9 protein-coding genes and 1 riboswitch are annotated in these 14,016 nt (G+C 69.9%); of the genes, 8 read left to right on the top strand and 1 reads right to left on the bottom strand.

Translation table 11 applies throughout. The features are described 5' to 3' along the window. The first annotated feature begins 11 nt into the window (after nucleotides 1–11). Nucleotides 12–115, top strand: a riboswitch (TPP riboswitch). Further along, complete coding sequence (locus IT359_11610) at nucleotides 107–2,296, top strand: TonB-dependent receptor (GenBank protein MCC6929627.1); 2,190 nt, start codon at nucleotides 107–109, stop codon at nucleotides 2,294–2,296. Its footprint overlaps the riboswitch before it by 9 nt. A 68-nt stretch (nucleotides 2,297–2,364) precedes the next feature. On the opposite strand, the gene IT359_11605 is transcribed toward IT359_11610, so the two are convergent. After that, the gene (locus IT359_11605; GenBank protein MCC6929626.1) at nucleotides 2,365–4,158 is read right to left on the bottom strand and encodes a M28 family peptidase; all 1,794 of its coding nucleotides are present in this window, start codon (nucleotides 4,156–4,158) and stop codon (nucleotides 2,365–2,367) included. A 199-nt stretch (nucleotides 4,159–4,357) separates the two neighbouring features. Here IT359_11605 and IT359_11600 point away from each other — a divergent pair, with 199 nt between their 5' ends. From IT359_11600 to IT359_11570, 7 genes are all read left to right on the top strand, one after another. Further along, nucleotides 4,358–6,268 carry a RecQ family ATP-dependent DNA helicase gene (locus IT359_11600; protein ID MCC6929625.1) on the top strand — a complete coding sequence of 637 codons (1,911 nt, stop codon included), beginning with the start codon at nucleotides 4,358–4,360 and terminating at the stop codon, nucleotides 6,266–6,268. Between the two features lie 134 nt (nucleotides 6,269–6,402). Then, nucleotides 6,403–6,909 (top strand): (2Fe-2S)-binding protein, encoded by a 507-nt coding sequence (locus IT359_11595; GenBank protein MCC6929624.1) that lies wholly within the window; start codon nucleotides 6,403–6,405, stop codon nucleotides 6,907–6,909. A 9-nt stretch (nucleotides 6,910–6,918) separates the two neighbouring features. Further along, nucleotides 6,919–9,177 carry a xanthine dehydrogenase family protein molybdopterin-binding subunit gene (locus IT359_11590; GenBank protein ID MCC6929623.1) on the top strand — a complete coding sequence of 753 codons (2,259 nt, stop codon included), beginning with the start codon at nucleotides 6,919–6,921 and terminating at the stop codon, nucleotides 9,175–9,177. Between the two features lie 104 nt (nucleotides 9,178–9,281). Then, complete coding sequence (locus IT359_11585) at nucleotides 9,282–9,752, top strand: nuclear transport factor 2 family protein (GenBank protein MCC6929622.1); 471 nt, start codon at nucleotides 9,282–9,284, stop codon at nucleotides 9,750–9,752. Nucleotides 9,753–9,759: 7 nt separating this feature from the next. After that, complete coding sequence (locus IT359_11580) at nucleotides 9,760–10,470, top strand: ABC transporter ATP-binding protein (protein MCC6929621.1); 711 nt, start codon at nucleotides 9,760–9,762, stop codon at nucleotides 10,468–10,470. 2 nt (nucleotides 10,471–10,472) lie between these two features. Beyond that, complete coding sequence (locus IT359_11575) at nucleotides 10,473–12,836, top strand: ABC transporter permease (GenBank protein ID MCC6929620.1); 2,364 nt, start codon at nucleotides 10,473–10,475, stop codon at nucleotides 12,834–12,836. A gap of 4 nt (nucleotides 12,837–12,840) precedes the next feature. Further along, the gene (locus IT359_11570) at nucleotides 12,841–14,013 is read left to right on the top strand and encodes an HlyD family efflux transporter periplasmic adaptor subunit (GenBank protein ID MCC6929619.1); all 1,173 of its coding nucleotides are present in this window, start codon (nucleotides 12,841–12,843) and stop codon (nucleotides 14,011–14,013) included. Nucleotides 14,014–14,016: the final 3 nt, after the last annotated feature.

Below are 14,016 nucleotides of genomic sequence, written 5' to 3'. Positions count from 1 at the left end.
ATTAACCTTCGCGCACATGACCGGGGTGCCGACGACGCGAGTGATCGCCGGCTGAGAGAGTCCCGTAGAACCTGATCCGGTTCGTACCGGCGTAGGGAGTCCAACGATGTCTTGCCTGCCCCAGGCGCGCACCGCGCGCCGTGCGCGCCGATCGATCGGCGCCCGCCCTGTAACGCTCGCACGCCTTGGACCGCTCGCGCGCTTAACTTCGTTCGCGCGCTTCACTCCGCTCGCGCGCGTTGTCGCCATTGCCGCGACCGCCTGGTCGTCATCGCTGGCCGCGCAGGCGCGCGATACGCTCCCCGCGCGCCGCGACTCGGTGCCGGGCGACAGCGTGCGGCGCATCGAGCGCGTGCTGGTCACGGCGATCCGCGCTTCCGACGCGGCCCCCATCGCGCAAAAGACGATTCCGGCGGCGGCCATTCGGCAGCGCCAGTTCGGGCAGGACGTCCCGCTCCTCCTCGTGGGGGCGGCACCGGCGATGACGGCGCACACCGAGACCGGGACCAACTGGGGATACAGCTATCTCCGGCTGCGCGGGATGGACCAGACGCGCATCAACATCACGATCGACGGGATCCCGCTCAACGACATGGAAGACCAGGTCCTCTATTTCGCCAACTTCGCGGACCTGATGTCGAGCGTGCAGTCGGTGCAGGTGCAACGCGGGGTGGGGACGTCGAGCGCCGGCACGGCGTCGTTTGCCGGGTCGGTCAACTTCGAGACCATGCCGGTGGCGCAGCGCCAGGCGAGCGGTGACGTCCAGCTGCAAGTGGGGTCGTTCGGGGCGCGCCGGGTCAGCGCCTCCGCCGCCAGCGGGCTCGCCGGGCCGGGGCGCCGCTTCGCCGTGCAGGCTCGCCTGGGCGTCCTGCAGACCAACGGCTATCGCGAACATGCGGGCGTCGCCGGTGGCTCGGCGCTGCTCGGCGCCGGCTATTTCGGCGACCGCGACATCGTCAAGCTCACGGCGCTGGCTGGCGTGCTCTCGGATACGCTGGCCTACGTGGGGGCGACGCGGGACGAGCTGCGCACCAACCGCAGATACAACCCGCTGGCGCCTGACGAGCGTGATCGCTTTGGGCAGCAGATGGTGGCGCTCGCCTATACCCGCCTCGTGAGCGACGCCACGTCGCTCAACACGACGGTCTATCGCAATTCCGCCTCGGGGAGCTACGACTACTTCTACCTCCCCGATCGCTATCGCTTCAACCTGGCGCACACCTGGTACGGCGTCACCAGCGCGGTGAACCACCAGCGCGGCGCGCTGCGAGTGTTTGCGGGCGTCAACGCCAACGACTACGCGAGAGCGCATCGCGGCTACCTGCAGCCCGCCACCACACTTTACGACAACACCGGGCACAAGTCGGACATCAGTGCCTTCCTCAAGGCGTCGTACGACGTCGGACGCCTGCGCTGGTTCGCCGACGTGCAGGGGCGCCATGCCGAGTTCCGCTACGAGCCGGACGCCAACGCGGGAATCAGCGAAAGATCGATCGACTGGAGCTTCCTCAACCCCAAAGGCGGCGTCACGCTGTCGCTCGCCAATGGCGTAAACCTCTTCGCGTCCTACGGCGCCACCACGCGCGAACCCGCGCGCAGCGACCTCTTGGCCGGCGACGACGACTTGAACGCGACGAACGTGGGCGACTACGGCGACTTCACCCGCGTGCGCCCGGAGACGGTGCGCGACTTCGAGGCGGGGTTCACCGTGGCGCGCGCACGTTACGACCTGTCGGCCAACGTCTACTCGATGGACTTCCGTAACGACATCGCGCGCATCGGCGCGCCCACTGCCTCGGGGGCGGTGCTTCGTCGCAACGTTGGGGAAAGCTACCGTCGCGGCCTCGAGGTGGATGCGGCGTGGCGCGCGACGTCGCGACTGTCGCTGGGCGGCAACGTGGCCTGGAGCACCAACCGCATTCGCCAGTTCACCGACTCCTCGCGTGGCACGCCGGTGCTGCGGCGCAACGTGGAACCGCTGCTCACCCCGCGCTTCATGAGCGTGCAGCGCGCCGACGTTGCCGTCGCCCGGTCGTTCACCGTGGGTGTGGAAGGGCGCTTCCAGTCGCGCGCCTTCCTTGACAACACGTCGAGTGCCGACCGGGTGCTCCCGTCGTACCACGTGCTCGATGCCACGGCACGCTGGTCGCGCGATCGCTACGCCCTCATGGTGCGCGGCGCCAACCTGGGCAACTCGCAGCGCTATGGCAGCGGGTCGGTCTCCTCGTCAGGCACGGTGCGCTACTTCGTGCTGCCCGCACGCGCGATCTTCGTGACGGCGGAGATGCGCTGGTAGCGAGCGCCGCGCTCGGCGAGGGATCGTCCCCGCGCCGAGCGCAATCGCGCGAGTCGTGCGTGTCCCGCCTACGGGACCGACGGACGCGGCGGCTTGGCCGGACGCGTCCCGTTGATGCGCGGGCGCGGGCCATTGGACACATCGACCGCGATGTCGCGGATGTAGTTGGTGATGCGCGCGTAGTGCGGATAGTCGATGAACTCGGGCTCGTCGGTGCGCTGGTGGTAGTCGCCGTGCAGCCCGGTGAAGAAGAAGGCGATCGGGATCCCCTGCAGCGCGTAGTTGTAGTGATCGGAGCGCCCGTAGATGTTGTTGTACCCCGTCCAGCTGAGCGTGGAATCGTACTTGTAGTCGAGCGACAGCGACCTGGCCTGCTTGCCGTTCACGCGAGCCACCGTTTCGCCCAGGTCCTTCGAGTCGAAGAACGACCCGACCACGCCGAGGTAGTCGGACGAGCCGCCGGGAAGGTCGCCCTCGCGTCCGCGCCCGATCATGTCGATGTTGAGCTGCGCCACGATGGAGTCGAGCGGGACGGTCGGGTTGCGCGTGAAGAAGGCCGAGCCCACCAGCCCCGCCTCCTCGCCCGTGTGCCACACGAACAAGGTCGAGCGCCGTGGCTTGACCGACTGCGACGACAGGAACTCGGCGATCTCGAGCAGCGCCATCGACCCGGAGCCGTCGTCGTCCGCGCCGTTGTTGATCGAGTCGAGCCGCGCCGCCGGGTGCACCTTGCGGATGCTGTCCATGTTCACGCGAATCGCCGAGAGCTGCTCGGTGGTGAGCGCAATCATGTTGTTGGCCAGCAGGCGACGGTTGCGCTCGTTGTTGAATGCCTTGAGCGAATCCTTGTCGACCGGCGTGTTGAAGCCGACGTGGTCGTTATGCGCGCCCAGCGCGACGTATTGCCCGGCCAGCGCGCGGTCGCTCCCCGGAAGGATCGCGACGACGTTACGCGCATAGTCGCTGGGCAGCTCCACGTAGTCGAGCGACGCGTTCACCGTCCCGCCGCGTGTGCCGAGTGCGAGCCCTTCCACGGACTGCACGCCGAACAGCCGCGCCGCGCCGTCTCTCGTCAGGCGGAGTATGGCCTGGGGCGCGAGCTGGTCGAGCTGCTGCTTGAGGAGCGTGAGCGAGTCGGTGGCGCTCGCCGGCCCCCCGGGACGACCGCGCCCCACCTGCGCCTGCGTCGCCACCACGGGCTCGTTGATCGCGCGACGCTGCGCCGGCGTGAGCGCGTCGAGGTCGACCGTGGCAACGGCCGCCGCGCTCCCCAGCCTGGATGGCGGTGGAGGCGCGAAGCGCGCCACAGGGCCACGGGGCGCGTTCGCCGAGGGCGGTGCCGCGAGCACCACGACGAACTTCCCCGCGGCGTCGGCCGCACTGATCTGTCGCGACGTGTCGCCGGCCACGCCGCCGAAGATCACCTCCGCGCCAACGACCGGGCGTGGCGCCCGCACCCCGGGCACGGCGACCCAGTCCTTCTCCCAGGTGAGCGGGTTGCCGCTGACGGAGAGGCGCGAGTGCGACGTGAACGAACGCAGGTGATAGGGGAGCGTCTGGAAGTAGCCGCCGTTGTCGCCCGCGGCGACGAGCCCCAGGCGCTTGAGCTCCGCGGCGATGTACGCCGTCCCCTTCATGTTCCCCGCGCGCCCCACCTGCCGCCCCTGCATGGAATCGTCGGCGAACTGGTACAGGCGAATCTGGAGGTCGCGCGGCGTGATGGCCGCCGTGGTCGGCGCCGGCGCGAGCCTGGGCGGATTGCCGTACTCGTTCACCGCACCGCGGCGTTGGGCCTGCGCACTGTTCGCGAACGCGAGCGCCGTGACGAGGAACAGCGCGTGAAATGATCTCGGAGTGGCCATCGATGGGATCGCGGGAGGTTGGGCGTGGGGGCGACGGGAATCGCTCCTTCCAGTACGCGACGTTCTCCTCGTGCGCTGTGCGCACAACGCCGCGGGGTGACGATATCGCGCGCGCGCGGCGCCGTCCCCGCCGTGAATCTGCCACATCGTGCGATGAAATGGTTGCGACGCGCGCACGTCACCCGTGAACTTGCGAGCGATGACGCACGCCGCCCCCCTCCCGCTCCCCGACCTCGACGCCGCCCTCAAGCAACTGGGCTACGACGCCTTTCGCCCCGGGCAACGTGAGGCAATCGAGACCATCCTCCGCGCTCGTCGCCTCCTCCTCGTCGCGCCCACCGGGGGCGGGAAGTCACTCATCTACCAGCTCCCCGCCACGGTACTCCCGGGGACCACGCTGGTGGTGTCGCCGCTCGTGTCGCTCATGCACGACCAGGTGGCCGCGCTCACCGAACGCGGCGTGCGGGCAACCTTCCTCGCCGCCACGCTCGACGCCGATGAGGTGCGCCGCCGGATGTCGGCGCTGGCGCGCGGCGAGTTCCAGATCGCCTACGTCGCCCCGGAGCGGCTGGCCTTTCCGGGGTTCCGCAGCCTGGTGAAGGAACTCGACTGCCCGCTGGTCGCGATCGACGAGGCGCACTGCATCTCGGAGTGGGGACACGACTTCCGCCCGGAATACCTCCAGCTCGGCGAGTTGGTCGCCGACCTCGCCGACGCACGCGTGATGGCCTGCACGGCGACGGCGACGCCGATCGTGCGCGACGAGATCCTCGAGCGCCTCGGGCTTGGCGCCGACACGCCGCAGTTGGTGCGCGGCTTCGCTCGCCCTAACCTTGGATTGCGGGTTCACGAGGTGCGAAGCGCCGCCGACCTGTCGCGCGTGGTCGATGCGGCACTGCAGGAGGCGATTGGCGGGGCACGGGGAGCACGCGGGGCGGCCATCGTCTATGCCCCCACGCGCAAGAAGACGGAGGAGGAGTTCGCACGCCTCAAGCGCGCGGGGTGGCGCGTGGACGGCTACCACGCCGGGATGTCGGGCGAGGTGCGCGAGCGCGCGCAGCAACGCTTTCGCGACGGCGCCATCGACGTCATCGTGGCGACCAACGCCTTCGGGATGGGGATCGACCGCGCCGATGTGCGCGCCGTCATTCATCTCGCCCCGCCAGGGTCCATCGAGGCGTACTACCAGGAGGTTGGGCGCGCCGGACGCGATGGTGATGATGCCATCGGCGTGATGTGTCATTCCCCAGGCGACCTCCCCCTGCGCCGCCGGCTGCTGGAGATGCCCAACGACTTCGGCGAGGTGGACCAGGCACGCGTGCAACACCGCTGGTCGCTCTTCCTCGAACTCATGCGGTGGGCCGAGGGCGGTAGCTGCCGGCACGACGCCATCCTGCGCTACTTTGGCGACGAGGCCGAGACGCTGTCGGGGTGCGGGCGCTGCGACAGCTGCACCGCCCTCGACGAGCCTAACGCGAGCGACGCCGAGGAGACGGCAATCGCCGTGCGCAAGGCGCTGAGCGCGGTGGCGCGCACGCATTGCCGCTTCGGGATGCTGGCCGCGGTCAAGTTGCTCGCCGGAACCCCCGATCCGCGCCTCGAGCGATCGGGGCTGCAGGAGACGCGCACCTTTGGTGCGCTGCGCGGGCGCAGCGAAGCGTGGATCACCGCGCTCCTGCGCCGCTGCGTCACCGCCGGTTGGGTCGACTTCACCGGGGGCGATCGCCCCATGGTGGCCCTCACCCCCGCCGGCAAGCGTGTGCTCTTCGCGACAGGAACGGTCCGACTACTCCTCCCCAGCGACCAGCCACGGCACGAGCGCCCCCGCTCAGCGGTGGCGCCGCGCGGGAGCCGTCCGCGCAACGAGGTTTCCGAGCTCTCGGCCGAGGACGCGGCGCTCTTCCAGGCACTGCGCGCGCGTCGCCTGGAACTCGCGCGCGCCGGCAGGGTTCCGCCATACGTCGTGGCCAGCGACCGCACCCTGCACGAGATCGCCGAGCTGCGGCCGCGCACCGTCTCGGCGCTGGAGGGGATCTACGGGATTGGGGCGGCGAAGGCGGCGCGCTATGGCGATGCCCTGGTCGAGGTGGTGCGCGAGGCGGGGCGGTAGCGCCCGTTCGCCCCGTGGCGTCAGGCGGCCGGACGCGGCCGTATGCCAGGCAGCGCGTAGCGTGAAGAACGCGTAAGATTACGATCGGGGTCTGGCTCCCTTTCAGGATCGTCCTCCTCTCAGAGCGTCCCACCATGGCGTACACACTCAAGGTCAACGGGAAGACTCACACGGTCGATGTCCCGGCGGACATGCCGCTCCTGTGGGTCCTGCGTGACGTCCTCGACTTGAAGGGGACCAAGTACGGGTGCGGTATCGGGCAGTGCGGCTCGTGCACCGTGCACAAGGATGGTACGCCAACGCGCGCCTGCCGCACGACGGTGGCGGCGTCGGAGGGGGCGTCGATCGTCACGATCGAGGGGCTGGCGCCCAATGCCGGGACGCTCACCGCGCTGCAGCAGGCGTGGGACGAGCTCGACGTCCCGCAGTGCGGCTACTGCCAGGCCGGCCAGCTCATGACGGCGGCCGCGCTCCTTGCCCGGACGCCCAAGCCGACGGACGAGCAGATCGATACGGCGATGAACGGGAACCTCTGCCGATGCGCGACGTACCTGCGCATCAAGGCGGCGATCCGCAAGGCAGCCGGCACGGAGCAGCCGGCCACGACCCCGGCCGGGCGGCCGGGGGACGACAACGCATAAGGAGGCCCCATGGATTCGCTCACGACTCCCCGGGTCACCGAGCCCGTGAAGACCGAGATGTCCCCGCGTGTGGATCGCCGTGATTTCCTGCGCGTGTCGGCCATTGCCGGCGGCGGCCTCCTGTTGGGCGCCTACCTGCGCCCCGCGGAGGCGCTCGCCGGCACCGCGGCCGCGTTGCAGCCGGCGGCGGCCGACGAGTTCCGTCCCAACGTCTTCATCCGCCTCACGCCGGACGGCAAGGTCACGATCGTCAACAAGAACCCGGAGATCGGGCAGGGGATCAAGACCATGCTCCCCATGCTCATCGCCGAGGAACTGGACGTCGACTGGAACCAGGTGACGGTGGTGCAGGGCGACAGTGAGCCCGACAAGTACGGGCAGCAGTTTGCCGGCGGGAGCACCGCCACCCCAATGAACTGGGACGAGCATCGACGCATCGGTGCGGCCGGGCGCCAGATGCTGCTCGCGGCCGCCGCCTCAAACTGGGGAGTGCCGGCGTCGGAACTCACCACCTCGCCCGGAGTCGTCGAGCACAAGGCGTCGGGACGCACGGCGCCCTATGGCCACCTGGTCGCGAGGGCGGCGACGCTCACCGCGCCCGACCTCAAGAGCGTGCCGGTCAAGAATCCCCGGGATTTCCGGATCATCGGGAAGTTCCGCAAGGGGGTCGACAACCCGCTGCTGGTCACCGGCAAGCCGCTGTTTGGGATCGACGTGACGGTCCCGGGAATGAAGTACGCCATCTTCGAGAAGTGCCCCGTCTTCGGCGGCAAGGTGAAGTCGGCCAACCTCGACGCGATCCGGGCCATGCCCGGGATCAAGGACGCCTTCGTGGTCGAGGGCGGGACGGCGCTGAACGGACTGCTCGGCGGGGTCGCCATCGTCGCCGACTCGTGGTGGTATGCGCAGAAGGCGCGCGGCGCCCTGCAAGTCGTGTGGGACGAAGGGGCGACCGCTTCGCAGGGGAGCGACACATACGCGGCGGAGGCGGCGCGCCTTGCCAAGGCGGCACCGTTCAAGACGCTGCGCAAGGACGGCGATCCCGACGCGGCGCTCGCCACGGCCGCGAAGACTGTCTCGGCGACATACTTCTACCCGTTCATCTCGCACGCCACGCTCGAGCCGCAGAACTGCACCGCCTCCGTCGTGGACGGCAAGGTGGAGATCTGGGCCCCCACGCAGAACCCGCAGCCGGGGCGCCAGCTCGTGGCCAGGACGTTAGGCGTGGACGAGAAGGCGGTCACGATTCACATGATCCGCGCCGGCGGTGGCTTCGGGCGCCGCCTGAGCAACGACTACATGGTCGAAGCCGCGTGGATCGCGAAGGAAGCAGGGACCCCGGTCAAGCTCCTGTGGTCGCGCGAGGACGACATGCGCCACGACTTCTATCGTCCCGCGGGGTGGCACAACCTCACGGCGGGCGTGGACGCCGCCGGCAAGATCGTCGCCTGGAAGAACCACTTCGTCTCGTTTGGTGAAGGGGAGCGCTTCGGCCCCAGCGCGGGGATGGCGCCCACCGAGTTCCCGTCGCGCTTCATTGCCAACTTCCAGTACGACGTCACGAACATCCCGTCCGGCGTCCCCACCGGGCCGTTGCGCGCCCCGGGGAGCAACGCGCTCGCCTACGTCTTCCACTCGTTCATCGACGAACTGGCCGAGGCGGCCGGCAAGGATCCGGTCGACTTCCGCCTGGCGCTCCTCGGCGATCCGCGCCTGGTGGCCAACCCGGACGGGTCGGCGGCGTACGACGCGGGGCGCATGCGCGGCGTCCTCGAACTCGTGGCGCAGAAGTCCAACTGGGGAAAGGTGACGCTGCCCAAGGGGACGGGGCGCGGCGTGGCCTTCCACTTCAGCCATCGCGGCTACTTTGCCGAGGTGGTGGAGGCGAGCGTGGCCGCCAATGGGGCCGTGAAGGTGAACAAGGTCTGGGTTGCCGGCGACGTCGGCAACCAGATCATCAACCCCAGCGGTGCGGAGCAGCAGGTGCAAGGCTCCGTCCTGGACGGGCTCTCCGAGGCCATGACGCAGGAAATCACGATCAAGGCCGGACGCGCCGAGCAATCGAACTTCAACCAGTACCCGCTGCTGCGCATGCGCCAGGCGCCGCCGGTGGAGGTGCACTTCAAGCTCACCGACTTTTCGCCGACGGGGATCGGCGAGCCGGCGCTGCCGCCGGTGGTTCCGGCGCTGTGCAACGCGATCTTCGCCGCGACGGGCAAGCGTGTGCGCTCGCTCCCGCTGTCGAAGAGCGGCTTCCGCTGGGCCTGAGCGCGGAGCGACGTCTCCCACGAACGCCGCGACGAGGGCGACCGGCTTCGGTCGCCCTCGCTGCGTCGTGGGTCATTCCTTCACCCTTCCCGCACCTGCGTCCCATGTCTTCCAACTCGGCGATCGTTCGAAACAACGCGCTGCGTGTCGTGCTCGCGGCCTCGGCGGCCGTGGCCGCCCTCGTGATGCCGGTCGCGGGGCGTGCGCAGACCGCGGCCGAGCAGCGATTGTTGCGCCTGACGGAGGCACGCGTGAGCGCCGACTTCACCGCCAATCGCGCCGCCCTCGACTCGCTGCTGGCCCCCGACCTGACCTACGCCCGCTCCAGCGGCGCCTTCGATGACAAGCGCACTGTCCTTGCCGAGGTGGGGCCCGGTGGACCCTATGCGCTCGACTACCTAACCCCGGATTCGCTGCGCGCTCGCGCCTATGGGTCCACCGGCGTGGTGACGGGACTCCTGCGCGTCAAGCTCAAGGCGCAGCCCTCGCCCTATCGCATTCGATTCACCGATGTGTGGGTCGAGCGCGGGGGGCGGTGGCAACTCGTGGCGTTCCAGGCGACACGGCTTCCGTGACGCGCCCATGCCCCGCGAAGCGATCTTCCGTGCGCGCGCCCTTGCCAGGACCTACCGCATGGGCGACGTCGACGTCAAGGCGCTGCAAGGCGTCGACCTCGACCTCTTCGCCGGCGAGTTTGTCGTCATCCTCGGCCCATCCGGCAGCGGCAAGTCGACCCTCCTCAATATCCTCGGCGGGCTCGACGCGCCCACCAGCGGCGACGTGCGCTTTCGCGACCACGACCTGGTGGCGGCCAACGAAGGAGAGCTGACGCGCTATCGGCGCGAGCACGTCGGCTTCGTGTTCCAGTTCTACAACCTCATCCCGAGTCTCACGGCGCGCGAGAACGTGGCGCTGGTTACCGAGATCGCGGCGCACCCCATGACCGCCGAGGAGGCGCTGGCGCGTGTTGGGCTTGCGTCGCGGCTGGACCACTTTCCGTCGCAGCTGTCGGGCGGAGAGCAGCAGCGTGTCGCCATCGCCCGCGCCCTCGCCAAGCGCCCCGACGTCCTGCTGTGCGACGAGCCCACCGGCGCCCTCGACGCGGAGACCGGCGTGGTGGTCCTCGAGGCGCTGGCCGACATCAACCGCGAGATGGGAACCACCACCGTCGTCATCACGCACAACGCGACCATCGCGCAAATGGCGCATCGCGTGCTGCGCATGCGGAGCGGACGCATCGTGGAGGAAGTCACCAACGAGCGGCAGGTGGCGCCGCGCGAGCTGGACTGGTGACCATGCGCACGCTGAAGCGCAAGCTCCTGCGCGACGCCTGGCACTATCGCGGGCAGATGGGCGCCATTGCCGCGGTGGTGGCCTGCGGGATCGCGACCTTTGTTGCGCTCCGCTCCATGCATGGCCACCTGCGGCACTCGCGCGATGCGTACTATGCGTCGTCGCGCTTCGCCGACGTCTTCGTGTCGCTGCGTCGCGCGCCCCTGCAGTCGCTCGAGCGCTTGCGCGCGATACGAGGCGTGGCCGCCGTCGACGCCCGTGTCGTCATGGAGGTCGTCGCCGACGTCCCGCGACTCGCCGAGCCGGCCGTGGTGCGGCTCGTCTCGATTCCGGTGCCGCGTACCACCGCGCTCAACGAGGTGCACCTGACGGCCGGACGCTGGCCTGAACCATCGCGCGACGACGAGGTCATTGCCTCGCGCGCCTTCGCGACGGCCAACGCGCTCTCACTCGGCGACTCGGTGGGGGTGGTCCTGAACGGACGACGGCGCTGGCTGCGGCTCGTTGGTGTCGGTGTCTCGCCGGAGTACGTCTACGAGATCGCCAGCGGCGGGCTCTTTCCCGACAACCGGCGCTTTGGCATCCTCTGGATGGCGCGGGGGGCGCTGGCCGCTCCCTTCGACCTCGTGGGGGCCTTCAACGACCTCGCGCTCGCCCTTGCGCCTGGTGCGGCGGTGGCGCCGGTGCTGGAACGCGTCGACACCCTCCTGGCGCCGTTCGGCACCGGCGGTGCGTACGCGCGAGCCGACCAGGTCTCGTCGCAGTTCCTCGACGGCGAGATCGACGAGACGCAAGTCACCAGCATCCTCCTCCCGGCGATCTTCCTCGCGGTCACCGCCTTCCTGCTGCACGTGGTCCTGTCGCGACTCGTCAACATGCAGCGCGAGCAGATCGCGACGCTCAAAGCCTTTGGGTTCTCCAACGTGACGGTGGCGCAGCACTACCTCCTCCTGGCCATGGTCCCCGTGCTCGCGGGCGTGGTGGCCGGGACGGTGTTCGGGCTGTGGTCGGCTGGGCAACTGGCACTCGTCTACGCGCGGTTCTACCAGTTCCCAGCCGCCGCCTTCACGCCGGACTGGAGCATCGTCCTGGCCGCCGCGGCGATCGGCGTCGTCTCCGGCCTGTTGGGCGCGTTAGGCGCCGTGATGCGCGGCGTCGCGCTCCCGCCGGCGGAGGCCATGCGCCCCGAGGCTCCGGCGCGCTTCCGGCGCGGGAGCCTGGAGCGTGCGCTGTCGTGGGTCACGAAGTCTCCGCGACACCTCGTGGTCGCACGCAACCTCGAGCGGCGCCCCGGCAGGACGATGCTTTCCATCCTCGGGTTGGCGCTGGCCGGCGGACTGGTGATTGCCACGCAAGGACTCTTCGATTCGGTGGACTACATCAAGCTGCAGCAGTTTCACGTGGTCGACCGCGGCGACGTGACGGTCACGTTTCGCGAACCACTGCGCGAGGAGGGGGTGCGCGAGGTGGCGCGCGCGGTCGGCGTGCAGGAGGCCGAGGGCTTTCGCATGGTGCCGGCGCGCCTGCGGCACCACGAGCGCAGCTACCGGACGGCGATCGTCGCCTTTCCGCCGCACGCCGCGCTCCGCCGCGTGGTCGATATCGACGGGACCATCCGCCAGGTGCCGAGCGAGGGGATCCTCCTGTCCTCGGCACTCGCCGAGAAGCTCGGCGCCCGCCGCGGCGATGCGTTGCAACTGGAGTTCCTGGAAGGGGAGCGGCGCGTGGCGCGCGTGGAGGTCTCGGGAACAAACGACGACATGCTGGGCACCGCCGCCTACATGGCGCCCGCTGCGCTGCAGCGGCTCGAGGGCGGCACGCCGGTCTTCACGGGCGTTGTGCTCCGCGCGGATCCGCGGCGCATCGATTCGCTGTATCGTCATCTCAAGGCAATGCCGGTGGTGAGCGGCGTGTCGGTCCGGAGCGCGATGCTGGGGAGCTTCGAGCGCACCATCGCCGAGAGCTTCTCGATCTCGCTCGCCTTCACCCTGGGCTTTGCCTGTGTCATCGCGGCCGGGATCGTGTACAACGGCGCGCGCGTCGCACTCTCCGAACGTGGCCGCGAGATGGCGTCGCTGCGCATCCTTGGCTTCACGCGCGGCGAGGTGAGCGGGATGCTCACGGGCGAGCAAGGGGCGCTCACGGTGGCGTCGTTCCCGGTGGCCTTTGCGGTCGCGTACCTTCTCACATGGTTGATCGCGGTGCGCTTCGAGTCGGCGCTGTTCCGCATTCCTGTCGTGGCGCGCCCCGCGACGTACCTTTTCGGTGCCGGCGTCATTGCCATGGCCGCCGCGCTCTCGGCGGTGGCGGTGCGGCGGCGCGTGGATCGCCTCGACCTCGTGGCGGTACTCAAGACCAGGGAGTAGCACCATGCTCATGACGCGCGCGAGAGCGCTGTGGATCGTTGGGGCCGTCGTCGTGGTGGGGGCGGTGTCGTGGCGCATGCGCCCGGCGCCGCTCGCCGTCGAGATCGTCCCCGCCACGTTCGGGTCGCTGCGGGTGACGCTGGAGGAGGATGGGCGCACGCGCGTGCGCGACCACGTGGAGATCGCGGCGCCGATCACCGGTCGTGTCGATGAGAATCGCCTCGTCCCCGGCGATTCGGTCGCCGCCAACGGGGTCGTGGCGACGATGCATCCGGCGCCGCTGGATGCGCGCGCGCGCGCCGAGGGGAGCGCCCTCATTGCGCAGGCCGCGAGCCGCACGCGCGAGGCACGCTCGCAGGTCGCGCAGGTGCAACTCGCGCTCGACGAGGCGCGACGCGACCGCTCGCGCGCCGTGCGCCTGGCGGCCGAAGGCGCCCTATCCGACCGCCAGCGCGAAGAAGCGGAGCGGCTGGTGCTGGACCGCGAGCGCGAACTGGACGTGGCCAACGCCCGTGTGAACGCGGCGCGCGAAGGAGAGCGGGCCGCCCGCGCCGCGCTGCTCGGCGCCAGTCCCGCGTCAGGGAGCGCGAGCGCTGTGCGCGTGCCATCGCCCATTCGCGGACGCGTGCTCCGCGTCTTCGAGGCGCACGACCGGGTCGTGATGGCTGGCACGCCACTTGTCGAGGTGGGCGACCCGGCGAGCCTCGAAGTGGTGAGCGACATTCTCTCGCGCGATGCGTCGCAGGTCGCCGTCGGCATGACGATGGAGGTACGGAGCTCGGGACGCCCGCCGATGCTGGCGCGTGTCTCGCGAATCGAGCCCGCGGCCTTCACCAAGCGCTCGGCGCTCGGCGTCGACGAGCAGCGCGTCAACGTGATCGGGCAGTTCGAGCAGCCGGTGTCGGGACTGGGCGACGCCTTCGAGGTCGACGTCAGCATCATCCTGTGGCAGGGAGATCGCGTGCTGCGCATCCCGTCGTCGGCGCTCGTTCCGCTCGATTCCGGGTGGGCCGTGCTCGCGCTAGTGGATGGGCGCGCGCGCCGCCACGAGGTGCGCATCGGGCGTCGCGGCGGGCGCGAGGTGGAGGTGACCGGCGGTCTCGCCGCCGGCGCGTTGGTGATCGTGCGTCCCGACGAGCGCATCGTCGACGGCAGCCGGGTGCGTCCCGCGCCGTGACGC

This window comes from Gemmatimonadaceae bacterium (assembly GCA_020852815.1).
GTDB lineage: Bacteria > Gemmatimonadota > Gemmatimonadetes > Gemmatimonadales > Gemmatimonadaceae > SCN-70-22.
The sequence above is the reverse complement of the archived record's forward strand: the minus strand, read 5'-3'. Positions and strand labels throughout refer to the sequence as shown.